The sequence below is a fragment of the Variovorax sp. UC74_104 genome (assembly GCF_044055375.1).
Classification (GTDB): domain Bacteria; phylum Pseudomonadota; class Gammaproteobacteria; order Burkholderiales; family Burkholderiaceae_C; genus Variovorax.
Genome location: NZ_CP171978.1, coordinates 4,208,687 through 4,230,982, shown reverse-complemented (window position 1 = coordinate 4,230,982; position 22,296 = coordinate 4,208,687). Strand labels below are relative to the sequence as shown.

20 protein-coding genes and 1 pseudogene are annotated in these 22,296 nt (G+C 68.2%); 9 read left to right on the top strand and 12 right to left on the bottom strand.

Annotated elements, in window-relative coordinates:
- Positions 1–101 precede the first annotated feature (101 nt).
- Positions 102–692 carry an MCP four helix bundle domain-containing protein gene (locus tag ACHMXA_RS19880; protein ID WP_395316257.1) on the top strand — a complete coding sequence of 197 codons (591 nt, stop codon included), beginning with the start codon at positions 102–104 and terminating at the stop codon, positions 690–692.
- Between the two features lie 44 nt (positions 693–736).
- Positions 737–1,663, top strand: a pseudogene (locus ACHMXA_RS19875) (methyl-accepting chemotaxis protein); the annotation flags it as partial.
- Positions 1,664–1,678: 15 nt separating this feature from the next.
- Here the strand turns inward: ACHMXA_RS19875 and ACHMXA_RS19870 are convergent.
- Complete coding sequence (locus ACHMXA_RS19870; RefSeq protein ID WP_176664316.1) at positions 1,679–2,542, bottom strand: Ivy family c-type lysozyme inhibitor; 864 nt, start codon at positions 2,540–2,542, stop codon at positions 1,679–1,681.
- 45 nt (positions 2,543–2,587) lie between these two features.
- Positions 2,588–3,235 (bottom strand): endonuclease III, encoded by a 648-nt coding sequence (gene nth / locus ACHMXA_RS19865; RefSeq protein WP_176664315.1) that lies wholly within the window; start codon positions 3,233–3,235, stop codon positions 2,588–2,590.
- 120 nt (positions 3,236–3,355) lie between these two features.
- Here nth and ACHMXA_RS19860 point away from each other — a divergent pair, with 120 nt between their 5' ends.
- The gene (locus ACHMXA_RS19860; RefSeq protein WP_176664314.1) at positions 3,356–4,543 is read left to right on the top strand and encodes a PLP-dependent aminotransferase family protein; all 1,188 of its coding nucleotides are present in this window, start codon (positions 3,356–3,358) and stop codon (positions 4,541–4,543) included.
- Positions 4,544–4,592: 49 nt separating this feature from the next.
- On the opposite strand, the gene ACHMXA_RS19855 is transcribed toward ACHMXA_RS19860, so the two are convergent.
- The 4 genes from ACHMXA_RS19855 to ACHMXA_RS19840 all read right to left on the bottom strand — a co-directional run bounded on the left by ACHMXA_RS19855 (position 4,593) and on the right by ACHMXA_RS19840 (position 9,856).
- Positions 4,593–6,989, bottom strand: coding sequence for a TonB-dependent siderophore receptor (locus tag ACHMXA_RS19855; protein WP_176664313.1), 2,397 nt, complete (start codon positions 6,987–6,989; stop codon positions 4,593–4,595).
- 132 nt (positions 6,990–7,121) lie between these two features.
- On the bottom strand, positions 7,122–8,492 hold the full coding sequence (locus ACHMXA_RS19850) for a sigma-70 family RNA polymerase sigma factor (RefSeq protein ID WP_395316256.1): 1,371 nt from the start codon (positions 8,490–8,492) through the stop codon (positions 7,122–7,124).
- 43 nt (positions 8,493–8,535) lie between these two features.
- A complete protein-coding gene (locus tag ACHMXA_RS19845) occupies positions 8,536–8,763 on the bottom strand; it encodes a hypothetical protein (RefSeq protein ID WP_176664311.1) in 228 nt (75 codons plus the stop codon).
- A 70-nt stretch (positions 8,764–8,833) separates the two neighbouring features.
- Entirely contained in the window at positions 8,834–9,856 is a 1,023-nt protein-coding gene (locus ACHMXA_RS19840) for a histone deacetylase family protein (RefSeq protein ID WP_395316255.1), read from the bottom strand.
- 90 nt (positions 9,857–9,946) lie between these two features.
- Between ACHMXA_RS19840 and ACHMXA_RS19835 the strand changes: the two genes are divergently transcribed.
- Positions 9,947–10,261 carry a DUF6172 family protein gene (locus ACHMXA_RS19835; protein ID WP_395316254.1) on the top strand — a complete coding sequence of 105 codons (315 nt, stop codon included), beginning with the start codon at positions 9,947–9,949 and terminating at the stop codon, positions 10,259–10,261.
- A 7-nt stretch (positions 10,262–10,268) separates the two neighbouring features.
- Here the strand turns inward: ACHMXA_RS19835 and ACHMXA_RS19830 are convergent, their stop codons facing one another.
- From ACHMXA_RS19830 to mfd, 3 genes are read right to left on the bottom strand one after another with little or no spacing between them, the layout of a single operon-like run.
- Positions 10,269–11,351 carry an Ldh family oxidoreductase gene (locus ACHMXA_RS19830; protein WP_395316253.1) on the bottom strand — a complete coding sequence of 361 codons (1,083 nt, stop codon included), beginning with the start codon at positions 11,349–11,351 and terminating at the stop codon, positions 10,269–10,271.
- Positions 11,348–12,058, bottom strand: a complete 711-nt coding sequence (gene serB / locus ACHMXA_RS19825; RefSeq protein ID WP_395316252.1) for a phosphoserine phosphatase SerB — start codon at positions 12,056–12,058, stop codon at positions 11,348–11,350. The genes ACHMXA_RS19830 and serB overlap by 4 nt, the downstream gene beginning before the upstream one ends.
- Positions 12,055–15,537 (bottom strand): transcription-repair coupling factor, encoded by a 3,483-nt coding sequence (mfd, locus tag ACHMXA_RS19820; RefSeq protein WP_395316251.1) that lies wholly within the window; start codon positions 15,535–15,537, stop codon positions 12,055–12,057. Before mfd ends, serB begins: the two co-directional genes overlap by 4 nt.
- Before the next feature lie 118 nt (positions 15,538–15,655).
- Here mfd and ispD point away from each other — a divergent pair, with 118 nt between their 5' ends.
- Together ispD and ispF are read left to right on the top strand one after the other, a co-directional pair.
- Positions 15,656–16,378 (top strand): 2-C-methyl-D-erythritol 4-phosphate cytidylyltransferase, encoded by a 723-nt coding sequence (gene ispD / locus ACHMXA_RS19815; protein WP_176664305.1) that lies wholly within the window; start codon positions 15,656–15,658, stop codon positions 16,376–16,378.
- Positions 16,375–16,866, top strand: coding sequence for a 2-C-methyl-D-erythritol 2,4-cyclodiphosphate synthase (gene ispF, locus ACHMXA_RS19810; RefSeq protein ID WP_176664304.1), 492 nt, complete (start codon positions 16,375–16,377; stop codon positions 16,864–16,866). Before ispD ends, ispF begins: the two co-directional genes overlap by 4 nt.
- Before the next feature lie 16 nt (positions 16,867–16,882).
- Here the strand turns inward: ispF and ACHMXA_RS19805 are convergent, their stop codons facing one another.
- Both ACHMXA_RS19805 and ompR read right to left on the bottom strand, forming a co-directional pair.
- Complete coding sequence (locus ACHMXA_RS19805) at positions 16,883–18,307, bottom strand: sensor histidine kinase (protein ID WP_176664303.1); 1,425 nt, start codon at positions 18,305–18,307, stop codon at positions 16,883–16,885.
- A 74-nt stretch (positions 18,308–18,381) separates the two neighbouring features.
- Positions 18,382–19,113 (bottom strand): two-component system response regulator OmpR, encoded by a 732-nt coding sequence (gene ompR / locus ACHMXA_RS19800; RefSeq protein WP_007837017.1) that lies wholly within the window; start codon positions 19,111–19,113, stop codon positions 18,382–18,384.
- A gap of 172 nt (positions 19,114–19,285) precedes the next feature.
- Here ompR and ACHMXA_RS19795 point away from each other — a divergent pair, with 172 nt between their 5' ends.
- Both ACHMXA_RS19795 and ACHMXA_RS19790 read left to right on the top strand, forming a co-directional pair.
- The gene (locus ACHMXA_RS19795; RefSeq protein WP_176664302.1) at positions 19,286–19,645 is read left to right on the top strand and encodes a hypothetical protein; all 360 of its coding nucleotides are present in this window, start codon (positions 19,286–19,288) and stop codon (positions 19,643–19,645) included.
- Positions 19,646–19,727: 82 nt separating this feature from the next.
- Complete coding sequence (locus ACHMXA_RS19790) at positions 19,728–20,438, top strand: SIMPL domain-containing protein (RefSeq protein ID WP_176664301.1); 711 nt, start codon at positions 19,728–19,730, stop codon at positions 20,436–20,438.
- A gap of 36 nt (positions 20,439–20,474) precedes the next feature.
- On the opposite strand, the gene ACHMXA_RS19785 is transcribed toward ACHMXA_RS19790, so the two are convergent.
- Positions 20,475–21,245 carry a 3-hydroxybutyrate dehydrogenase gene (locus ACHMXA_RS19785; RefSeq protein ID WP_395316250.1) on the bottom strand — a complete coding sequence of 257 codons (771 nt, stop codon included), beginning with the start codon at positions 21,243–21,245 and terminating at the stop codon, positions 20,475–20,477.
- 26 nt (positions 21,246–21,271) lie between these two features.
- Here ACHMXA_RS19785 and ACHMXA_RS19780 point away from each other — a divergent pair, with 26 nt between their 5' ends.
- Positions 21,272–22,276 carry an alpha/beta fold hydrolase gene (locus tag ACHMXA_RS19780; RefSeq protein WP_395316249.1) on the top strand — a complete coding sequence of 335 codons (1,005 nt, stop codon included), beginning with the start codon at positions 21,272–21,274 and terminating at the stop codon, positions 22,274–22,276.
- The last annotated feature ends 20 nt before the right edge of the window (positions 22,277–22,296 follow it).

Below are 22,296 nucleotides of genomic sequence, written 5' to 3'. Positions count from 1 at the left end.
TTCAAGGGTTTGCCCATCCCCACCCTTCGAGGGTGGGGTGGCGCATCGCGGTCTTGCCGATGAGGGCGGGAAGCCCCCGCAATCAAATTGGAGAACGCCACATGTTCGGTCTTTCGAACCTCAAGATCGGAGCCCGCCTCGGACTGGGCTTTGCGCTGTTGCTGCTGTTGCAGCTTCTCATCACGGGCATCGGGCTGCACGAGATGGCGAATCTCTCGGAGCGCGTGGCCTTCGCGACCGATATCGGGGCGCGCAAGCTCGACGAGCTCAACAACGTGCAGTCCGCCATCGGCAAGCGGGCCATTGCGGCGCGCAACCTGGCGCTGGTGACGGAGCCGGCCTTGCAGAAAGGCGACATCGAACTGGTGGGAAGCTCCCAGCGTGAGATCGACAAGGGCCTGCAGGGCCTTGCGGCGGTGATGGCCGACCAGGCCGCCGCGAGCCCCGAGGAGCGCCGGATGCTCGAGAAGCTCCGCGCGCTCGAAGCCCAGTACCTGCCCATCGCCGGGAACGTCGTCGCCCTGGCCACGTCGCGCCAGACCGAGGCGGCCGTCAAGGTGCTGACGCAGGAGTGCATGCCGCTGCTCAACCAAGTGCTGGCGCATGTCTCGGCCTTCCAGGCGCAGCTGAGGACGAGCGCGGACGAGGGCACCGCGTCCACCCAGCCGCATACCGGCGCGCCAAGTGGATGATCCTGGGGATCAGCTGCGCCTCGCTGGCCGGCGGGCTGCTGCTGGCCTTCGTCATGACGCGCTCCATCACGCGGCCGCTGGGGCAGGCGGTGAACGTGGCGCAGCAGGTGGCCTCGGGCGACCTGACGGCACGGATCGAGGTGGCCGACGCGTCGGAGTCGGGCATGCTGATGCGCGCCCTGCGCTCGATGAACGACGAGCTCGCCAAGGTGGTGGGGCAGGTGCGCGACGGCACCGACTCCATCGCCTCGGCATCGGGACAGATCGCCTCGGGCAACCGCGACCTCTCGTCGCGCACCGAGGCGCAGGCCAGTTCACTGGAGCAGACGGCCGCCGCCATGCAGGAACTCACCGGCACCGTCAGGCAGAACGCCGACAACGCGCGGCTGGCCAACCAGCTGGCCGACTCGGCCTCGCAGGTGGCGTCGCGCGGCGGGGCGGTGGTCGATCAGGTGGTGGAGAAGATGGCGTCCATCAACGCCTCGTCGAGGAAGGTGGTGGAAATCATCGGCGTGATCGACGGCATCTCGTTCCAGACCAACATCCTCGCGCTCAACGCGGCGGTGGAGGCTGCGCGCGCCGGCGAGCAGGGGCGCGGGTTCGCGGTGGTCGCCTCGGAAGTGCGCAGCCTGGCGCAGCGCTCGGCCGCGGCGGCCAAGGAAATCAAGGCGCTGATCGGCGACTCGGTGGGCGAGGTGGAGGCGGGCAGCACGCTGGTCAACCAGGCCGGCAAGACCATGGAAGAAATCATGGGCAGCGTGCGGCGCGTGACGGACATCATGGCGGAGATCACCGCGGCCAGCCAGGAGCAGGCCGCCGGCATCGGCCAGGTCAACGACGCCATCAAGCAGATGGACCGCGCCACCCAGCAGAACGCGGCGCTGGTCGAGCAGGCCTCGGCCGCGGCTCAGTCGATGAACGACCAGGCCGCGGGGCTGGTGCACGCGGTGCGGATGTTCAAGCTGGCCTGAGCGGGCCGGCCGCGGTCAGTTCGACTTGCGCCACTGCTCGCGCCAGAGCTTGTCGAGCTGGGGCGCGAGCGCCGCTGGGGGCGAGCCCACCAGGCGGTTGCCGCCGTTGCGCTGCACCAGGCCGTAGATGCGGCCGGAGCCCTGGTCGTAGAGCGCGATCGCGTTGTTGTCGTAGCAGTCGTGCGGCTTGCAGAAGGCGTGCAGCAGGTAGCGCGTGCCGTCGATGGTCACCCATTGCGGCTCCGGCGCCGGGCCTTCGCGGCGCACCAGCCAGCGCTCGTTCTCGCGCGAGCCCAGTGCGGCGCGCCAGGCCTTCTGCATGGCGGGGCCCTGCGCCAGCGCGGCGGGGCTTCCGGTGGGCGGGGGCGGCACCTTGGCGGCGGGCTCGGAGGGCGGCGGCAGCGCCCGCTCGGCGCCGTTGCAGCGCCAGTAGCGCAGCTTCATCATCTCGGGGCCGAGCTGGCCGGCCAGCGGCTTGTCGGTGTCCAGCGTGATGTACTGGCCGCGCAACTGGCCGCGCGATACGCGGTGGACGAGGAAGGTCAGCGCGCCGGCCTTGCCCGTCTCGCCCACCAGCGCCACGTCGAAGCCCGCGGGCGGCGGGCTGTTGCCGAAGAGGCTGTAGACCGTCTGCGGCTCGCGGGCGACCACGCGGCGCTTGCCGCTCTCGGCGATCAGCGTGTCCTGCCGTACCTGCAGCGTGGGCGCCGAGTTGTCTGCGCAGTTGGCGGACCAGCGGCCCGTGTACTGCCCGACGTTGTTGGGAAACTGCGTGCCGGCCTGCTGCTGCGACCATGCCGCGGCCGGCAGCAGCGCGGCGAGCAGGGCCGCGCCCAGCAGCGTGCGGGTGTTCGTCGATGTGGTCTTGCTTCTGGTCATCCGTCGTCGTGTTCTTTCTTCTGTTCTGTCTCGTCTCTTGGTCTCTCAGGCCGTCTTCGGCGCGGGCGTCTTGGGCTTGTAGTCGCACAAGTGGGACACGGCGCACTCCCAGCAGCGCGGCTTGCGCGCCACGCAGATGTAGCGGCCGTGCAGGATCAGCCAGTGATGCGCATGAAGACGGTACTCCAGAGGGACGCGTTTCTCGAGCTTCAGTTCCACTTCCAGCGGGGTCTTGCCGGGCGCGAGGCCGGTGCGGTTGCCAACCCGGAAGATGTGCGTGTCGACCGCGATGGTGGCCTCGCCGAAGGCCACGTTGAGCACCACGTTCGCCGTCTTGCGGCCCACGCCCGGCAGGGCTTCCAGCTCGGCGCGGGTGCGCGGCACCTCGCCGCCGTGCTGTTCCACCAGCATGCGGCAGGCCTCGATCAGGTGCCTGGCCTTGCTGCGGTACAAGCCGATGGTCTTGATGTATTCCTCCAGCCCTTCCACGCCCAGGTCGAGGATGGCCTGCGGCGTGTTCGCCACCGGAAAGAGCTTGCGGGTGGCCTTGTTCACGCCCACGTCGGTGGCCTGGGCCGACAGCAGCACGGCGGCCAGCAGCTCGAAGGGGGTGCTGTACTCCAGCTCGGTCTCGGGTTCGGGGTTGGCCGCCTGCAGGGTGGCGAAGAAGAGGGGGATGTTGTCTTTTTTCATGGGGCTCGAAAGAGGGCAGGCAAGGCCGGCAGCCGCAATATATCGTCGAAAGCAGATGGCCTTACGCAGCTTTATTGCCTGCGCTTTGGCGACAATGCCATCCAGAAAGTGAGACCGACCATGCAATTCGCCTCCCGCCTCGACAACGTCGAGACCTCCGCCATCCGCGAACTCTTCAAGCTGCTGGGCAAGCCCGGCATCATCAGCTTCGCGGGCGGCTTCCCCGACAGCGCCATGTTCGACGTCGAGGGCCTCAAGGAGGCGAGCCAGAAGGCACTCACCGAGGAACCCGGCGGCGCCCTGCAATACGGCGCCACCGAAGGCTACGAGCCCCTGCGCAGCCAGCTCAGCTCGTTCATGAAGACCAAGGGCGTCGACGTCGAGCCCAGCGGCCTGATCGTCACCACCGGCAGCCAGCAGGCGCTGGACCTGCTGGGCAAGACCATGATCTCGCCGGGCGACAAGGTGATCGTCGAGGGCCCGACCTTCCTGGCCACCATCCAGTGCTTCCGCCTCTACGGCGCCCAGCTCATCAGCGCGCCCATCGACGCCAACGGCGTGAAGACCGACGAGCTCGAGAAGCTCATCGCCGAGCACAAGCCCAAGTTCGTCTACCTGATTCCCACCTTCGGCAACCCCAGCGGCGCCATGCTGAGCCTGGAACGCCGCAAGAAGGTGCTGGAGCTGGCCGTGAAGTACCAGACGCTGATCGTCGAGGACGACCCCTACGGCGACCTCTACTTCGGCGAAGCGCCGCCGCCGTCGATCATGTCGCTGAGCAAGGACGTGCCCGGCAGCCGCGAGTTGTTGGCGCACTGCGGCAGCCTGAGCAAGGTGCTCAGCCCCGGCCTGCGCATCGGCTGGATGATCGCCCCGCCCGAGCTGCTCGCCAAGGCCACCATGTGCAAGCAGTTCAGCGACGCGCACACCAGCACCTTCTCGCAGGCCACGGCCGCCCAGTACCTCAAGAGCGGCCGCATGCCCGCCACGCTGGCGCACGTGCGCGAGGTCTACGGCCAGCGCGCGCAGGCCATGGGCACGGCACTCAAGCGTGAACTGGGCGACGCGGTGAGTTTCACCCAGCCCAACGGCGGCCTGTTCTTCTGGGCCCGCCTCACGGGCGCCAACGGCAAGCTGGCCGACGCGAACGAACTGGCCAAGCGCGCGATCGAGAAGCTCGTGGCCTTCGTGCCCGGCGCGCCGTTCTTCGCGGAGAAGCCCGACGTGGCGACACTGCGCCTGAGCTTCGCGACGGCCGACGTGGCGAAGATCGAAGAGGGCGTGAAGCGCCTGGGACAGGCGCTCTGAAGCAATGCCGGGCCATCGCCGCGCGATTCGCGCTGCGATGGCTGGCTGGTCAGAACTGGTATTTCGCGCTCGCGACTAGCGTGCGCTCGTTGCCTGGATAGAAGTTCTTGTACGCGCGCGAAGCTGCGTACTTGCGATTGGCCAGATTGGTCGCGGTCAGCGCAAAGCGCCAGGGGCCGGTCTTGTAGTGCACCGTGGCGTCGAGCAGTGCAACGCCGCCTTCCGCCGAAGTGTTGGTCACGTCGTTCCAGCGCTTGCCGATATAGCGCACGCCGCCGCCGAAGCCAAAGCCGTTGTTCATGGTGTAGTCGAGCCACACCGAGGCCGAGTGCCTGGGCACCTGGATCGGCATGTTGCCGATTTCGTCCGTGTTGGCGCTGGCCAGCACCTTCATGTCGAGAAAGGTGTAGGCGGCCGTGAGGTTCAGGTTACGCGCCAGTTCGGCCTTGGCTTCCAGTTCAAGGCCACGCGAACGGATGCGGCCGATCTGGCGGGCCTCGAAGGTGGCTTGGTCGTAGGTGACCACGTTCGACTTGCGCAGGTCGAACACTGCTGCGGTGAATGAAGTGCGCGACCTTTCGGGCTGGTACTTGATCCCGGCCTCGAACTGCTCGCCGCGGGTCGGCAGCAGCGGGTTGCCGCGCGGGTCTGCACCGCTGGTCGGCATGAACGACGTGGCATAGCTGACATACGGCGCCCAGCCGTTGCCGTTCAGGTAGCTCAGGCCCACACGGCCGCTGAACTTGTTGTCGGTCTGGCCTTTGCGGGAGTTGTTGATGCGATCGGTGGTCTCCGATTTCACACGATCCTGGCGGCCGCTGAGCGTCAGCACCCAGCGATCGTCGAACTTGATCTGGTCCTGCGCGTAGAAGCCCACCTGCTGGGTGACTTGAGTGCTGTTGCTCTCCGGGGTGAGGGGCTCTTGCACCGGCACGACGTTGATGGGGGCGCGCAGGTCGAGGCTGGGGGCCGGCCCCGAGAACTCTTTGGACGTGTAGCGGACACGGGTCGCGTCGAAGCCGAACAGCAGCGTGTGCTCGGCGATCCCCGTACGGACACGGCCCTGCAGTTGCGCGTCGGAGGTCCACTGGCTGAACCTTTCCGGGAAGGAGCGCGCGCTGCGCGTGAGCGTGTAGTCGTCCGGCAGCAGGGCGTCGCGCAGGATGTGCTTGTCGACGCGGGCGTTGGAGTAGCGCAGGTTGTGGCGCACCGTCCAGCTGTCGTTCACGTGGTGCTCGAACAGGTAGCCCAGCGATTCCTGGCGGTTGCGGATACGGCTGAACCCGGGGTCGCCGCGGACGATGCCGGTGTTGCGGCCTGCGTTGTCCATGACATAGAAGACGTCGTCACTGGCCTTGTTGTCGAGAAACTCGCCGAGCAGCGTGAAAGACGTGTGGGCCGAGGGCTGCCAGCGCAGCGAGGGGGCCAGGTAGGTGCGCTTGTTTGCGAACGGCGTGCCATCTCCGTAGCGCACCTGCGAATTGGTGTCCAGGCCGAGGCCCACCAGGCGGTAGCTGAGCGTATCGCTGGCGACGCCACCCAGATCGAAGGCCAGTTGCTTGCGCTGGAAGTTGCCGTACTTCACCTCGATTTCGCGCACTGGCGTGTTGCTCGGCATCTTGCTCACGCGGTTGATGATGCCGCCGGCATCACCCTGGCCGAAGACGACGGAGGAGGGGCCGCGCAGCACTTCGATGCGCTCGAGGCCGTAAGGCTCGGTCACGGCGTAGGCTGGCATGACGAGGCCGTCGCGGTAGCCGGCTATGCCCGACGTGGTGTCGAAGCCGCGCATCAGGATCCAATCGATGCCACGGGGGTCGAAGCCCCAGTTGCCGACCGCAACGCCGGGCGCGTAGCGCACGGCTTCCATGATGTCCTGGACGCCGCGCGCCTCCATTTCGTCGCGACCGATGACAGAGATCGACTGCGGCACTTCGAGCAGCGGCGTGTCGGTCTTGGTGGCGGTCTGGCTGCGCCGGGCCACATAGCCGGGCACGGGGCCCATGGCGTCTTCGTGCTGCGCCGAGGCGCTGACCGTCACGGCCGGCAGCGTGTTGCCGGAGGCCTGCGCGGCCCGTTCGATGACCAGCGTGTTGTTCGTCGTCTGCCCGGTCAGGCCGGTGCCTTCCAGCAGTTGGGCGACGGCAGCGCCCACGCTCAGGTTGGCCGGTATTGCCCGGCTGCGCAGGCCGTTCAGCAAGGCAGGCGGCGCCAGCAACTGCAGGCCGGCCTGGCGGGCCAGTTGGTTCAGCGCCTGGTCCAGCGGCTGGGAAGGGATGGCAATGCCGATGACCGCGCCCGAAGCGGTCGGCGTCGCCTGCGAAGTCGGCGGCGTATGGGTGCCTTGCGCCATCGCGCTCTGGCCCGCTTGGGCGACACAGGCCAGGGTGGCGGCGGAGATCAGATGGCGCGAGGCGCGGCGTGGAATGATGGTGCGGGAAGGCATGCGATGAAGTCGGTTCTTTTCTGGGCCATGGAAATCCCGGACCGTCCGCTGAACGGAATTTTTCCGGGCTCTGCAGGCTGATACGACCGAGCGGCGCAAATCCCTCACGCGATTTGCAAAAGAAGTGCGATGTCAGGGCGGTGAGCGGCGCGCGATGACGATGGCTTGCGGGTTGCCCTGGTCTTCCCGCACCTGGACCGGCAGGCTCCCGGGCAGCAGGCGCAGCCAGGTTCCGGCCTGTGCGATGTTCACACGGCCGAACACCGGCAACGAAGCGGCATCGGGCTCGACGCGCAGCGGGCGCGGGCTGTAGCGCGCGAGACGGGAGACGACCTCGCCCAGCGGCACGTGGTGGAAGTCGAGCCAGCCTTCACGCCAGGACGCCACTGCGGCGGCCTCGCCGGGGTGCGCCGTGGTGAACTGACGCGACGCATCGATGCGCGCGCCGTCGCCGGCGCCGAGGAAACGCTCTTCGCCGTTGCTGTTGCGAACCCGCACCCGGCCCGACTCGACCGCGACGCACAGGCTGCCATCTTGCAGTGCGGCTTCGAAACGGGTGCCGAGCACGGTGATCTCGTGACCCAGCGCGGTGACGACGAAGGGGCGTGCTTCGTCGCGCGCCACGTCGAAGAACACGCTGCCCGCGAGCAACTGCACGGTTCGGCGAGCGGCGTAGTAGGTCACTTCGGCGCGGCTGTCCGCGTCGAGCGTGAGGCGGCTGCCGTCCGGCAGGGTCTGGCTGCGGATGCGGCCGATGGCGGTGGACAGGCTCCCTTGGTAGCCCGGCATCCATTCACGCCAGGCCTGCCAAAGCACGGCGCTGCCGATGCTCAAGCCGGCGATGCCGAGCAGCGTCGACAGGGCCCTGCGGCGTCCGGTGCGTAACGGCACGGCGTCGCCGCGCCACCGGTGCAGCGCGGCTTCTATGCTGTCGAGCGCGCGCATCACGTCGCGCTCGACGGTCTTGATGGAGACGCCGTAACGTTCGGCCAGCGCGGCGTGGCCGATGCCTTCGAGCCGGTCGGCCAGGAAGATGTCACGGCTGCGCTGCGGCAGCCGCCTCAGCGCGGCGTCGACTGCGTCGAGCGCTTGCCGGTGGGCACAGAGATCGGCGACGTCGTGCGTGCCATGTTCGCGTGCGGCGCTTTCGTCGGCGTGGTCGTGCGGCGCCGCGGCAAAGCGCTCCATGCCGCGCCGGCGGCGGCGCAGGTGGTCGATGGCGATGTTCTCGGCCACTGCGTACACATAGGCGCGTGCGGCGGGCTCCGGCGTGGTCTCGCCTCCGTGTTGCGGGCTTTTGGCACGCTCGGCCAGGCGCAACCAGGTGTCATGCGCCAACTCGCGGGCGTCGTGCGTGCTGCCCGTGCGACGCGCAATGAACCGCACCAACTCCTGGTAACTGTCCTGGAAGGCGCGTAGCAGAGGGGTGGGGAGAGTCGGGCGGACATCTGGAGTGAGTACGTAGGTATCGTTCTCCAGATTATTGGCGAGAATGGTTCTCATTTGTGGAGATTTGGCTCCGGATTTCGCACAGCCGCCTGGATGCTCAGGGCGACCGGTGCAGCCTGGGCGCCGCAAGCAGGTCCAGGTTGTCCGCAATGGCCGCATCCACGTTCGGATAGCGGCCCTTCATCTTCGACAGCGTCATGATGGTCTGCAGCGCCTTCAGGTCCTTGACCGAGGGCGCGACCTTGATCTGCGCGATGGCGGCGGTGGGGTTGCCGCCGTTGATCAATGCCATTACCTTGCTTGCCCAGTCGTTTGCGCGCGCCATGTCTTTCACCTGCTTTCGTTCGAGGCACCGACTGTACACAGCGCGGCGGCGGTAGCCGCCGGGCAGGCTGTCATCCGGCGGCCGCGAATCCGCCGAAGAAGGCGCGCGCGTTGGCTTCCAGGCTCTCGAGGTGATAGCCGCCTTCCTGGACGATCAATGTCGGCAGGCCGAGCGCGCCGATGGCCTTGCCCAGCCGGCCGAAGCCCTCGGTCGTCACGGCGACCTGCGATTGCGGATCGTCCTTGTAGATGTCGAAGCCCAGCGCCAGCACCAGTGCGTCGGGTGCGAAGCGCCGCAGTACCTGCGCCGCGTCGTCGAGCCGCTCGAAGAAGACCGGTTCCGGCGCGCCGTGCGGCATCGGGAAGTTGATGTTGAAGCCCTCGCCGTCGTCGGCCCCGCGCTCGTCCTCGTAGCCGGCCACCGCCGGATAGAAGTTGGTCGGGTCGCCGTGGATCGACACGTACAGCACGTCGCTGCGGCCGTAGAAGATTTCCTGCACGCCCTGGCCGTGGTGCATGTCGGTGTCGAGCACCGCCACGCGCGCGAAGCGCCCGCGCAGCGCCTGGGCGGCGATGGCGGCGTTGTTGAGGTAGCAGAAACCGCCGGCGGCATCGGCGCGCGCATGGTGGCCGGGAGGACGGCACAGCGCATAGGCCGCGCGCGCTCCGCTGTTGATGGCCGCCGCGCCGGCCACCGCGCTCTGGGCCGACCAGTACGCCGAGCGCCACGTCTGGGCGCCCACCGGACAACTGCCGTCGGCCAAATAGCGCGCCGCCTTGGCCAGGATGCCGCGCAGGCGGTTGGGCTCGCGCACGAAGATGTTCGACATCACCTCGTCGCCCCAGTCAGCCGGCATCCGCTTCCATTCGGCATGGGCTTCCTCGAGGAAGCGCAGGTAGTCGGCACCGTGCACTGCGGCAAGGGGCGCCATGCCGGCATCGGGCGGCGTCTGCAGGTCGAAGCCCAGCGATCGCGTGGCTTCGACGAGCCGCAGCGCACGCTCGGGAACTTCCTGCGGGGTGCGCATCTGCCCGCGCGACAGGTAGCTGCGCGGATGGTGCAACAGTTGTTCCGGGTGGAAAAAGGTCAGCATGGACAGTTCGGCGTGGCGGCCACGGAATGGGCCCGGCGGTCATCGTAGCGAGCAAGTTCGGTGCCCATGCCACATTGGTTACGATCACCCATGAGAAAAACCTTCCAGCTTCAGGTCGAGGGCAAGCACCCCGACCGTCTACTCGAAGCCATCAAGCACGAGATCCGCAAGTACATCAAGCGCGAACGGCGCCGCGAACTGCCCGAGGGCATGGACTACTGGGACTTCGACTGCCGCTTCGGCGCTTCGCAGGAATCGGCCGAAGTCATCCACCTTTCCGCCATCACCGGCCTGATCGACGGCGTGGCGAAGGAGGGCGGCAAGCAGTTCTACATCGAGATCCTGGCCAAGCCGGCAAAGCGCAAGGCGCGCCCGGCAGGCTCACCCGAACCCGAAGAAGGCTGAGCCCCGCTCAGACCAGCGCCTGCGCCAGCCGCAGGCCGTGGCGCTGCTCCGCATCCTGCAGCGAGCGCGCGATCGACGGGTGCAGCCGCACCCCGTTCTTCGACTGCGATTCCCGACGCTTCAATCCGCCTTCGCCCGGCAGCCGCACAGGCTTCGCCGGGTCGATGGGCGCATTGGCGCGGCAGCGTTCGGCCACGTGGTCCATCTGGCGCAGGAAGGCTTCCTTGCCGCCGAAGGCGTTCAGGTCGTGCAGCGTGACGTGCACCGTCGCGCCCCAGCCCTCGGGCGGATCGGCGCGGCCGTGGCCCGCGAGGCCGGCCGTGAGCGTCTCCACCAGCAGCGCCATGCCGTAGCCCTTGTGGCCGTGGCTCAGCCCGCCCACCGGCAGCAGCGTGCCCGGCGGCTGGTCGAAGAGCACCTGCGGGTCGTGCGTGGGCTTGCCGGTGGCGTCGATCAGCCACTCTTCGGCGAAGGTCTCGCCGGCCGCGCGCTTGCGGTTGCTCATGCCGTTGGTGGTGATGGAGGCCGAGATGTCGACCATCACGCCGCCCTGCGACAGCGGAAAGCCCATCGCCAGCGGATTCGGCGTGAACACCGCCTGCGTGCCGCCAAAGGGCGCGACGCTGGCCGCGTTGGGGTCGGAGCAGGCCAGCAGCATCAACATGTCTTCCTGCAGCGCGCGCAGCATGTAGACGGCCAGGCAGGCGATGTGGTGGCTGCGCCGGATGACCAGCGAGGCCGTGCCCAGTTCGCGCGCACGCGGCACCAGCAGGTTCATGCCCTGGTCCATGAGCCAGGGGCCGGGCAGGCGCTTGCCGTCCCACAGCACGGCGGCGGGGCGGTCCGACAGCACCACGGGCGCGCCGTCGCGCGTCATGCCGGCGGATTCCAGCTCCTTGACGTACCCCGCCAGCAGCGCGAGGCCGTGGGTGTCGTGGCCCAGCAGGTCGCCTTCGACCAGCGTGCGCGCGACCACGGCCGCCTTGGGCGCGGCAAGGCCGGCCTTCTGCAGCAGTGCGTCGGCGTAGGCGACGAGCGCATCGGCCCGATAGAGGGGAGCGGATGGAGCAGGCGCGGCGGCGTCGGTCATTTCAGGATTTCCAGCACGCGGTCGAGGCCGCCTTCGTTGATCGCCACCATGGCCTGCTCGCGCACCTTCGGCTTGGCGTGATAGGCCACCGAGAGGCCGGCTTCGCCCATCATCGGCAGGTCGTTGGCGCCGTCGCCCACGGCGATCGTCTCCTGCGGCGAGATGCCCATGAGCGAGGCCACCTCCAGCAGCGTACGGCGCTTCTCGGCGCCGTCGCAGATGTCGCCCCAGTTCTGCGTGACCACTTCGCCGGTGAGCTTGCCACCGGCCTCGTCGAGCAGGTTGGAGCGTGCGAAATCGATGCCCAGCCGGTCCTTCACGCGGTTGGCGAAGAAGGTGAAGCCGCCCGACACCAGCAGCACCTTGAGGCCGGCCGCCTTGCACGCGGCTACCAGTTCGCTCGCGCCGGGGTTGAACTTCAGGCGCTCGTCGTAAACCTGCTGCAGCGCCTCGATCGGCACACCCTTGAGCAGCGCGACGCGGCGGCGCAGGCTTTCCTTGAAGTCCTTGATCTCGCCGCGCATCGTGGCTTCGGTGATCGCGGCCACCTCCGCCTTCTTGCCGACGGCATCGGCGATCTCGTCGATGCACTCGATGCTGATCAGCGTCGAGTCCATGTCGAACGCGATCAGCTTGAAGTCGGCGAGCTTCAGCGGCGGCTTCACGCGCTGGATGACGAGGCCGGGGGAGATTTCAGTAGCGCTCATGCGGGGGCGGTTTCCTTGACGGTGGGCTGGCCCAGGCTGCGCAGCACGTCGCGCACCATCTGGGCCCGGTCCTTGGGTTCTTTCAGTTCGCGCTCGATGCGCAGCTTCTCGTTGCCGGCGAGCTTGATGTGCCTGTTCTTCTGGATCAGCTGGATGATGGCCATGCCATCCACCGGCGGATCTTTCTTGAATGTGATGTTGATGATGCCCGGCGCCGCATCGACCTTCACCACGCCGTAGGGCCGCGCCAGCACGCGCAGGCGGTGCGTGTCGATCAGTGTCTGCGCCTGCGGTGGCAGCTTGCCGAAGCGGTCGACAATTTCCTCCAGCAGCGTGTCGATCTGGTCGGGCGTCTTCGCCGTGGCCAGCTTCTTGTAGAACGACAGCCGCAGGTGCACGTCGCCGCAGTAGTCGTCGGGCAGCAGGGCAGGGGCGTGCAGGTTGATCTCGGTGGTGACCGACAGCGGCGACAGCAGGTCGGGCTCCTGCCCGGCCTTCAGTGCGCGCACCGCCTCGCTCAGCATGTCGTTGTAGAGCTGGAAGCCGATCTCCATCATGTTGCCGCTCTGGTTCTCGCCCAGCACCTCGCCAGTGCCGCGGATCTCCAGGTCGTGCATGGCCAGGTAGAAGCCGGAGCCGAGCTCTTCCATCTGCTGGATGGCGTCAAGCCGCTGCGCGGCCTGCTTGGTCAGGCCTTCTGTGTCGGGCACCATGAGATAGGCGTACGCCTGGTGGTGCGAACGGCCGACGCGCCCGCGCAGCTGGTGCAGCTGCGCCAGGCCGAACTTGTCGGCACGGCTGATCACGATGGTGTTGGCGGTCGGCACGTCGATGCCGGTCTCGATGATGGTCGAGCACAGCAGCAGGTTGTAGCGCTGCGCCACGAAGTCGCGCATCACTCGCTCCAGCTCGCGCTCGGGCATCTGGCCGTGGGCCACGGCGATGCGGGCCTCGGGCAGTATTTCTTCAAGCTTCTGGCGGCGGTTCTCGATGGTCTCGACTTCGTTGTGCAGGAAGTAGACCTGCCCGCCGCGCTTCAACTCGCGCAGCACGGCTTCGCGGATCACGCCGGTGCCCTCGTTGCGCACGAAGGTCTTGATGGCCAGGCGCCGCTGCGGCGCGGTGGCGATCACGCTCAGGTCGCGCAGGCCTTCCAGCGCCATGCCCAGCGTGCGAGGAATCGGCGTGGCGGTGAGCGTGAGCACGTCGACTTCGGCGCGCATGGCCTTCATCGCTTCTTTGTGACGCACGCCGAAGCGATGTTCCTCGTCGATGATGAGCAGGCCCAGGTTCTTGAACTTGACCGACTGCGAGAGCAGCTTGTGCGTGCCGACCACGATGTCGACCTGACCGTCGGCCAAGCCCTTCGCGGCGGCGGTGATTTCCTTGGCCGAGCGGAAGCGGCTCATTTCCGCCACCTTCACCGGCCACTTGGCGAAGCGATCGACCAGCGTCTGATAGTGCTGCTCGGCCAGGAGCGTGGTGGGCGCGAGAAACGCCACCTGCTTGCCGCCGGTAACGGCGATGAAGGCCGCGCGCAGGGCGACCTCGGTCTTGCCGAAGCCCACGTCGCCGCACACGAGGCGGTCCATGGGCTGGGGCGAGATCATGTCCTGCACCACGGCATGGATGGCCGCCTTCTGGTCGGCCGTTTCCTGGAAGCCGAAGTCGTTGGCGAACACCTCGTAGTCGGCCGGCGAGTAGCGGAAGGCATGGCCCTCGCGCGCCGCGCGGCGGGCATAGATGTTGAGCAGCTCGGCGGCGGAGTCGCGCACCTGCTCGGCCGCCTTGCGCTTGGCCTTTTCCCACTGGCCGGAGCCCAGCTTGTGCAGCGGGGCCTCGTCGGCGCTGACGCCGGTGTAGCGGCTGATCTGGTGCAGCTGCGACACGGGCACGTAGAGCGTGGCCTTGTCGGCGTACTCCAGGTGCAGCATTTCCTGCAGCAGCGGCTTGCCGTCGGGGCCGTTGCCCTGGCCCAGGTCCATGTGGATCAGGCCGCGGTAGCGTCCGATGCCGTGCGCGCTGTGGACCACCGGATCGCCCACGTTGAGCTCCGACAGGTCCTTGATGAGCGCCTCGACGTCGCTGACCTGCTCCTGCTTCTTGTTGCGCCGGCGCGTGGTGGGCGCGGTGGCGAAGAGCTCGGTTTCGGTGACGAAGTCGATGCCCTGTTCGCGCCATGCGAAGCCCGAGGCCAGCGCGGCGGTGGCGATGCCTGTCTTCTCGTCGCCGGAGGACTCGAACTCGGCCAGCGAATCGAAGGCCGGCGGGTTCACGCCGCTGGCGCGCAGGAAGTCGAGCAGGCTCTCGCGGCGGCCTTCGCTCTCGGCGATCAGCAGCACGCGGTGCGGCGTCTTCGCGATGTGGGCCTTCAGGCCGACCAGCGGGTCCTCGGCGCCGCGCACCACGGCGAAGGGCGGCAGCCTGTCGAACTCGGCGTAGGGCGTGTCGGTGTCCACGTCGCCGCGGATGGCCAGCTGCGCATGCGGCTTGGCGCGCTGGTAGAACTGCTCGGCGTTCAGGAACAGCGCCTCGGGCGGCAGGGCGGGGCGCTCGGGGTCGCCGCGCACGAGGCGGTAGCGCTCGTTGGTGTCCTGCCAGAAGTGCTGGAAGGCCGGTTCCAGGTCGCCGTGCAGCACCACGGTGGCGTCGGCGCCCAGGTAGTCGAACACGGTGGCCGTCTCGTCGAAGAACAGCGGCAGGTAGTACTCGATACCGGCGGTGGCCACGCCGTTGCCCATGTCCTTGTAGATGCGGCTCTTGGTCGGGTCGCCCTCGAGCAGTTCGCGCCAGCGGCTGCGGAAGCGCCCGCGCGCGTCGTCGTCCATCGGGAACTCGCGCCCCGGCAGCAGCCGCACCTCGGGCACGGGGTAGAGGCTGCGCTGGGTGTCGGGATCGAAGGTGCGGATGGTGTCGATCTCGTCGTCGAACAGGTCGACGCGGAAGGGCACCGGCGAGCCCATGGGGAACAGGTCGATCAGTCCGCCGCGCACTGCGTATTCGCCGGGGCTCACCACCTGCGTCACGTGGGTGTAGCCGGCCAGCGTGAGCTGGGCCTTGAGCTTGGACTCCTCCAGCTTCTGCTTGGCCTTGAAGTGGAAGGTGTAGCCGGCCAGGAAGGAGGGCGGTGCCAGCCGGTAGAGCGCGGTGGTGGCGGGCACCAGCACCACGTCGGCCTCCTTCTGGCTGATGCGCCAGAGGGTGGCCAGGCGCTCGCTGATCAGGTCCTGGTGGGGCGAGAAGCTGTCGTAGGGCAGCGTCTCCCAGTCGGGGAACAGGGCGCAGCGCAGGTCAGGGGCGAAGAACTTGATCTCGTCGATCAGGCGCTGGGCGTCGTTGGCGTCGGCCGTGAACATCGCGGTGGCGCGCCCGGCGGCCTTCTCGCGCATGGCCAGTTGCGCCAGCAGCAAGGCATCTGCCGACAAGGGAGGACGCGGCAGCGTGAATCGCTTGCCCGCCGTGAGGTGGGGGAGGTCCATGGAACGCTTGATGGAAATGCACAACACCCCGCGCCGGCTGGCGAGGGGTGTGCGTAGCGGTCAATTCTAGAATGGCGGCCCTTTATCCGCTTGTCGGCCACGGCCGACGCTGGGCCCCATGTCCTCTTCCCGACTCTTCGTGCTGATCCCGTGCGCCGGCTCCGGCCATCGCGCGGGGCATGCGCAGTCCACGCAACCCAAGCAGTACCGGCGCCTGGCCGGCCTGCCGATGGTGGCCCACACGCTGGAGGCTTTCCGCGCGATGTCGGGGCGCTTCGCCGGGCTGGCGCTGGTGGTGTCGCCGGACGACCGCGACGTGGATGCGGTGCTGCCGCGATTTCCCTCGGAAAACGAGTACCTGCTGCGCGTGGGCGGCGTTACCCGCGCGGCCACGGTGCGCAACGGCCTGGTGGCGCTGCGGCAGAAGGGCGCCGGCGCGCACGACTGGGTGCTGGTGCACGACGCGGCCCGCTGCCTCGTCACCTCCAGCCAGATCGAGGCGCTGATCGCCGCCTGCGAGCACGACGCCGTCGGCGGCCTGCTGGCTCAGCGGCTGGCAGACACGCTGAAGTCGTCCACCGCCGAAAGCCGGGTGGCCCAGACCCTGCCGCGTGCCGACAAGTGGCTGGCGCAGACCCCCCAGATGTTCCGCATCGGCATGCTGCTCGACGCGCTGGAGCGCACCGGCGACGCCGTCACGGACGAGGCCAGCGCCATCGAGGCGATCGGCCTGTCGCCGCTCTTGGTACCGGGCAACGCGCAGAACTTCAAGGTGACCTTTCCCGAAGACTTCGCGCTGGCCGAGGCCGTGCTGCTGGGCCGCAGGAAGGGGCTGGCATGACCGCCGCGCCATTCAGCATCCGCATCGGCGAGGGCTGGGACGTCCACCAGCTGGTGGCGGGGCGCAAGCTCATCCTCGGCGGCGTCGAGGTGCCGCACACCACCGGCCTGCTGGGACATTCGGATGCCGACGTGCTGCTGCACGCCATCACCGACGCGCTGCTGGGCGGTGCGGGGCTCGGCGACATCGGCCGGCATTTTCCGGACACCGATCCGCAGTTCCGAGGCGCCGATTCGGCCGTGCTGCTGGCCGAGGCGGCGCGCCGGGTGCGTGCGGCGGGCTGGGAGATCGGCAACGTCGACAGCACGGTGGTCGCGCAGGCGCCCAAGCTCGCGCCGCACATTCCGCTGATGTGCCAGCGCATTGCCGACACGCTGGGCGTGGCGCTGGAGCAGGTGAACGTGAAGGCCAAGACGGCCGAGAAGCTGGGCCCGGTGGGCGAGGGCCGCGCGATGGAGGCCCGCGCGGCCGTTCTTCTCCACAAATAAGAAGCGCTGCCGGCCTTCAGGCCGGCTTCTTGGCGCCGCCGCCCTGCGGTTCGCCGGGCTTCATGCCGGGCGGCATCGCGCGCGGCATCCTGATGTGCGCCGCCAGGCCGCGGCCCGGCGTGCTGGTGAGCGCGAAGGTGCCGCCCATGCGCTCGATGTTCTTCGCCACGATCGACAGGCCCAGCCCCGCGCCGGCCGCGGATGTGCGCGCCGCATCGCCGCGGAAGAAGGGCTTGGTCAGCTGCGCGAGCAGGGCCGGCTCGACGCCCGCGCCATGGTCGCGCACCTTGATGAGCACCGCGTCGTTGTTGGCCTGCGCCTGGATCGTCACGTCGGCCACGCCGGTGGAGGGCGTCTTGCCGTAGCGCCGCGCGTTCTCGACCAGGTTGGAGATCACGCGCGTGAGCTCGACCTCGTCGCCCATCACGCGCAGGTCGGGCGGCACCTCGACCTTGATGTTCATCTCCTCGTAGTCCTGTACAGCGTAGGTGCAGGCGTCCACCACGTCGCGCAGCAGCACCGGCTTGGGGTCGACGTGGTCGGGCCGCGCGTAGTCGAGGAACTTGTCGATGATCGCGTCGAGCTGGGCGATGTCGGCCGCCATGTGGTCGCGCGCGTCCTCGTCGGCCACGCTCATCTCGGTTTCCAGCCGCAGCCGGGCCAGCGGCGTGCGCAGGTCGTGTGAAATGCCGGCCAGCATGATGGCCCGGTCCTGCTCGATCTTGGCGAGCTGGTCGGCCATGCGGTTGAAGCCGATGTTGACCGCGCGGATCTCGTTGGTGCGGGCGCGCTCGTCGAGCCGGTGCGCCTCGTACTCGCCCTCGCGCACCTGCATGGTCGCGCGCGACAGCTGCTTGAGCGGCAGGTTGATGAGCCGCGTGATCAGCGCCGCGCCGGCCAGCGACAAAGCCATGGCGGTGCTCAGCCACACCAGCCAGGTGCGCCCGCCCACGCGGCTGAAGCGGGTGGGGTCGAGCAGCAGCCAGTAGGTGTCGCTCTCGATGGTGAAGCCGATCCACAGGCCCGCCTCGTCGTTCACGCGGCTGGCCACCGTCGTGCCTTCGCCGAGCTGTTCGATGAGCTCCTCGGTCACGCGCAGGTCGAGCGCGCCGCTGGTATAGGGCTGGAAGCGGTCGTTGGGCTCGCGCGGGAGGATGCGCACGCCCTCCTGGTCAGCCAGGGTCTTGATCAGCGACACCCGGGTGATGGCGTCGGAGTACACCAGCGCCGCGCGCGTGAGGTTCACGAGCGAGGCGATCTGGTGCGCCGTCTGAATGGCGCGCGGCTCGTATTCGAGCGAACGGAAAGTCTGCAGCCAGGCGACCGTGCAGCCGATCAGCAGCAGCGCCAGCAGGAAGAAAGTGCGCCAGAAAAGGCTGAAGCCCAGCTTGAGGCCGGGGCGGCGGTCACGTTGCGCGCTCGCTTCGAGCGGGCTCGGCATCGTGACCTGCGCGCCGTCCTCCTGGGCAGCGCCGGGTCTGGGGGGTTGGCCGACGGCCACCTTTCAACGTGGCGTCAGGCCGTGCCGTCCGGCACGAACACGTAGCCCACGCCCCAGACGGTCTGGATGTAGCGGGGCGCAGCCGCGTCGGACTCGACGAGCTTGCGCAGGCGCGAGATCTGCACGTCCAGGCTGCGGTCGAAGGGCTCGAACTCGCGGCCGCGCGCCAGTTGCGCGAGTTTTTCGCGCGACAGCGGCTGGCGCGGATGGCGCACCAGCGCCTTCAGCATGGCGAACTCGCCGGTGGTCAGCGAGAGTTCTTCGCCGTCCTTCTTCAGGGTGCGCGAGCCGAGGTCGAAGGCGAACGGGCCGAAAGTGACGGTCTCGTTCTCGGTGGAGGGGGCCCCGGGCGCCTCGAGCGGCGGGCGGCGGCGCAGAACGGCGTGGACGCGGGCCAGCAGTTCGCGCGGGTTGAAAGGCTTACCGAGGTAGTCGTCGGCGCCGACTTCGAGGCCGACGATGCGGTCCACGTCCTCACCCTTGGCGGTGAGCATGATGATCGGCGTGCGGTCGTTGGCGGCACGCAGGCGGCGGCAAACGGAAAGGCCGTCCTCGCCGGGCATCATCAGGTCGAGCACGATCAGGTCGACCGTGTCGCGCAACAGGATGCGGTTGAGCGCCTTGCCGTCCTCGGCCACGATCACTTCGAAGCCTTCCTGCGTCAGGTAGCGGCGCAGCAGGTCGCGGATGCGGGCGTCGTCGTCGACGATCACGATCTTGTCGGTGCGAGCGGGAACTTGAGTCATTTCTACAACGTCGAATTTGTAACAGGGCCGATTCTGAAGGCGTTGAGGGTTCGTTGAGCCGGATTTACTTAGTGTTTGACACTAAGTTACAAAACTTGCGGACGTTCGCGGTCTGGTCATCCGACGTTAGCGAGGTGATGGCAAAGTCGCGCTTCCTGCCGACTTCCACTCAATGAGACGTCCTACATTCGCCCTGCCGTTCCTCCTCGTATTCGCCTGCGGTCCGTCGCTGGCGGTGTCTGGCGATCTGTTCAGGGTGGGCGAGGTCCGGCGCAATGAAGTCCGGGACGCCGTTGCCGCCCACAGGGCCGCGCAGCGCGAAGAAGTCCGCCGCGGAGAGGCCATTGCCGGGCGGCGCCTCACGCCTGCCGAGCTGTTCGAACTGCGCCAGCAGGTCCGTGGCCAATGGACCCCGCCCGCCGCGGGTGCTTTGCTCAATTCGGCAGAATCGCAGCCGGCCGAGCGGATCGTGCCGGTGCCACCGGCCGCGGCCCGCCAACTGCCGATCGCGCCGCGCAGCCAGCGCCGCTGAGACAGTGCGCGATGCGCCGGCCTGCCGGCCCGCCTTCGGAGTGGGCCTGCCTGTCTTTCACATCAAACGGGAGAACCTCGCCATGAAGAAGAAAATCAAACTGCTCGCGGCCTGCGCCGCTCTGGCCGCTGCCGGCACCGCCCTAGCCCAGAACGCCGCCACGCCGGCTCCCCAGAACGTGCTGCAGCTCACCGCATCGGGTGCGGTCGAAGTCCAGCAGGACATGCTGAGCATGACGCTCGTGACCACCCGCGACGCGACCGACGCAGCCACCGTGCAGACGCAGCTGAAGGCCGCTCTCGACGCCGCGCTGGCCGAAGCGAAGAAGAACGCCCAGGCGGGCCAGCTCGACGTGCGCACCGGCAACTTCAGCCTGTCGCCGCGCTACACCAAGGACGGCAAGATCAACGGCTGGCAGGGCTCGACCGAACTGGTTCTCGAAGGCCGCGACTTCCCGCGCATCACGCAGACGGCTGGCCGCATCACCACGCTGAGCGTGGGCAACGTGGGCTTCGGCCTGAGCCGCGAACAGCGCGCCAAGACCGAGACCGAGGCGCAGACCATCGCCATCCAGAACTTCAAGCAGAAGGCCGACGAACTCGCCAAGGGCTTCGGCTTCGGCGGCTACACGCTGCGCGAGGTTTCGGTGAACGCGAGCGACAACGGCCCGATCCGGCCGCGCATGATGGCGGTGCAGGCCAAGTCGTTTTCGTCGGCGGATTCGGCGGTGCCGGTCGAAGCCGGCAAGACCGCCGTGATGGTGACCGTGTCGGGCTCGGTTCAGCTCAAATAAGAGAAACAAGAGAAACCCGTACCGGCGGGCTACCCACTACTGGGCAGTCCAGCCGCCGTCCATGGCCCACGCCTGGCCGCGGACCTGGTCGGCGGCCGGCGAGCACAGGAAGACGGCGAGTCCGCCCAACTGCTCGACGGTGGTGAACTGCAGCGAAGGCTGCTTTTCGCCCAGCAGGTCGTTCTGGGCCTGGGCGACGGTGATGCCTTCGCGCGCCGCGCGGTCGTCGATCTGCTTTTGCACCAGCGCGGTCAGCACCCAGCCCGGGCAGATGGCATTGACGGTGACGCCCGTGGTCGCGGTTTCGAGCGCCACAGCCTTGGTCAGGCCGACGACGCCGTGCTTGGCCGCCACGTAGGCCGACTTCTGCGCCGAAGCCACGAGGCCGTGCGCCGACGCGATGTTGATGACCCGGCCCCAGTTCGCCTCGCGCATCGCGGGGATCGCCAGGCGCGTGGTGTGGAAGGCGCTGGTGAGGTTGATCGCGATGATCGCGTCCCAGCGTTCGGTGGGGAAATCTTCCACCTTGGCCACGTGCTGGATGCCGGCGTTGTTCACGAGGATGTCGACGCGGCCGAACTTCGACGCGGCGAACTTCATCATGTCCTCGATCTGTTCCGGCTTGCTCATGTCGGCGCCGTGGTATTCGGCGCGAACGCCGAGTGCTTCCACCTCCGCCTTGGGGGCCGCGGCGTCGCCGAAGCCGTTGAGCACGATGTTTGCGCCCTGCTGGGCGAGCGACTTGGCGATGGCCAGGCCAATGCCACTGGTGGACCCCGTGACAAGCGCGGTTTTGCCTTTGAGCATGAAGATCAATCTCCGGATGAATTAGGATGCGACGAGACAATTATCAGCACCAGAACAAGATTGTTTCCATGACCGAGCCGACGCTTCATCACGTGGCGTGCGATGACGCCCAGGGCGGCCACCGCATGGCCTATTGGCAATGGGGCGACGCGCGCAGCGCACACGTCGTGGTCTGCGTGCACGGTCTCACCCGGCAGGGCCGCGATTTCGATCTGCTGGCCCAGGCCATCGTGGAACGCGTCGGCGGCGACGTGCGCGTGGTCTGCCCTGACGTGGCTGGCCGTGGGCGCAGCGACTGGCTGCGCGATCCTTCCCTCTATCAGGTGCCGGTGTACGCGGCCGACATGGTTGCGCTGATTGCGCAGCTGCACCGCGAGCAGCCCATCGATACGCTCGACTACCTCGGCACCAGCATGGGCGGGCTGATCGGCTTCGTGCTCGCCGGGCACAAGGAGCTGCCGCTGGCCCGGCCCATCCGTCGCTTCGTGGCGAACGACGTCGGGCCGACGATCGAGCCGGTTGCGCTGCAGCGCATCGGCGCCTATGTCGGCAGGAACGGCAGCTTCGAGAGCGTGCAGGCCGCGGCAGATGCCATGTGGGCGCTGTCGACCACCTTCGGTCCCCACACGCCGGCCCAGTGGCTGGCGCTGTCGCGGCACATGGTGGTGCCTGCCTCGCAGCGCACGGCAGACGGCTCGGCGAAGGTCGAGGCGAGCGGCGGCGAAGACGGCCGCTGGCTGCTTCACTACGACCCGGCCATCGGCGTTGCGCTGCGTGCCATCACGCCCGAGGCCGCGGCGCAGGGCGGCGCGATCATGTGGAGCCTGTACGACGCCATCACGGCACGTACGCTGCTCACGCGCGGCGCCGAGTCGGACCTGCTGTCGCGCGAAACGGCCCTGGCCATGACGCAGCGCGGGCCGCACGCAACGCTGGTCGAGTTCGAGGGCGTGGGCCATGCGCCCACCTTCGTCGACCTCGCACAGATCGCCGCCGTCACCAACTTTCTTTTCGACCGATCGAGCGATTGAGTGAGCGAAGCGTGAAGCGC

What these genes read in the sequence shown, in the direction of transcription:
- ACHMXA_RS19780 (WP_395316249.1), top strand. Translation starts at nt 21,272, where the DNA reads ATGCGACGAGACAATTATCAGCACCAGAACAAGATTGTTTCCATGACC.
- ACHMXA_RS19870 (WP_176664316.1), bottom strand. Translation starts at nt 2,542, where the DNA reads ATGACCAGAAGCAAGACCACATCGACGAACACCCGCACGCTGCTGGGC.
- ACHMXA_RS19840 (WP_395316255.1), bottom strand. Translation starts at nt 9,856, where the DNA reads ATGCTGACCTTTTTCCACCCGGAACAACTGTTGCACCATCCGCGCAGC.
- ACHMXA_RS19835 (WP_395316254.1), top strand. Translation starts at nt 9,947, where the DNA reads ATGAGAAAAACCTTCCAGCTTCAGGTCGAGGGCAAGCACCCCGACCGT.
- ACHMXA_RS19845 (WP_176664311.1), bottom strand. Translation starts at nt 8,763, where the DNA reads ATGGCGCGCGCAAACGACTGGGCAAGCAAGGTAATGGCATTGATCAAC.
- ispF (WP_176664304.1), top strand. Translation starts at nt 16,375, where the DNA reads ATGACCGCCGCGCCATTCAGCATCCGCATCGGCGAGGGCTGGGACGTC.
- mfd (WP_395316251.1), bottom strand. Translation starts at nt 15,537, where the DNA reads ATGGACCTCCCCCACCTCACGGCGGGCAAGCGATTCACGCTGCCGCGT.
- ompR (WP_007837017.1), bottom strand. Translation starts at nt 19,113, where the DNA reads ATGACTCAAGTTCCCGCTCGCACCGACAAGATCGTGATCGTCGACGAC.
- ACHMXA_RS19790 (WP_176664301.1), top strand. Translation starts at nt 19,728, where the DNA reads ATGAAGAAGAAAATCAAACTGCTCGCGGCCTGCGCCGCTCTGGCCGCT.
- serB (WP_395316252.1), bottom strand. Translation starts at nt 12,058, where the DNA reads ATGAGCGCTACTGAAATCTCCCCCGGCCTCGTCATCCAGCGCGTGAAG.
- ACHMXA_RS19860 (WP_176664314.1), top strand. Translation starts at nt 3,356, where the DNA reads ATGCAATTCGCCTCCCGCCTCGACAACGTCGAGACCTCCGCCATCCGC.
- ACHMXA_RS19855 (WP_176664313.1), bottom strand. Translation starts at nt 6,989, where the DNA reads ATGCCTTCCCGCACCATCATTCCACGCCGCGCCTCGCGCCATCTGATC.
- ACHMXA_RS19785 (WP_395316250.1), bottom strand. Translation starts at nt 21,245, where the DNA reads ATGCTCAAAGGCAAAACCGCGCTTGTCACGGGGTCCACCAGTGGCATT.
- ACHMXA_RS19880 (WP_395316257.1), top strand. Translation starts at nt 102, where the DNA reads ATGTTCGGTCTTTCGAACCTCAAGATCGGAGCCCGCCTCGGACTGGGC.
- ACHMXA_RS19830 (WP_395316253.1), bottom strand. Translation starts at nt 11,351, where the DNA reads ATGACCGACGCCGCCGCGCCTGCTCCATCCGCTCCCCTCTATCGGGCC.
- ACHMXA_RS19795 (WP_176664302.1), top strand. Translation starts at nt 19,286, where the DNA reads ATGAGACGTCCTACATTCGCCCTGCCGTTCCTCCTCGTATTCGCCTGC.
- ACHMXA_RS19805 (WP_176664303.1), bottom strand. Translation starts at nt 18,307, where the DNA reads ATGCCGAGCCCGCTCGAAGCGAGCGCGCAACGTGACCGCCGCCCCGGC.
- ispD (WP_176664305.1), top strand. Translation starts at nt 15,656, where the DNA reads ATGTCCTCTTCCCGACTCTTCGTGCTGATCCCGTGCGCCGGCTCCGGC.
- nth (WP_176664315.1), bottom strand. Translation starts at nt 3,235, where the DNA reads ATGAAAAAAGACAACATCCCCCTCTTCTTCGCCACCCTGCAGGCGGCC.
- ACHMXA_RS19850 (WP_395316256.1), bottom strand. Translation starts at nt 8,492, where the DNA reads ATGAGAACCATTCTCGCCAATAATCTGGAGAACGATACCTACGTACTC.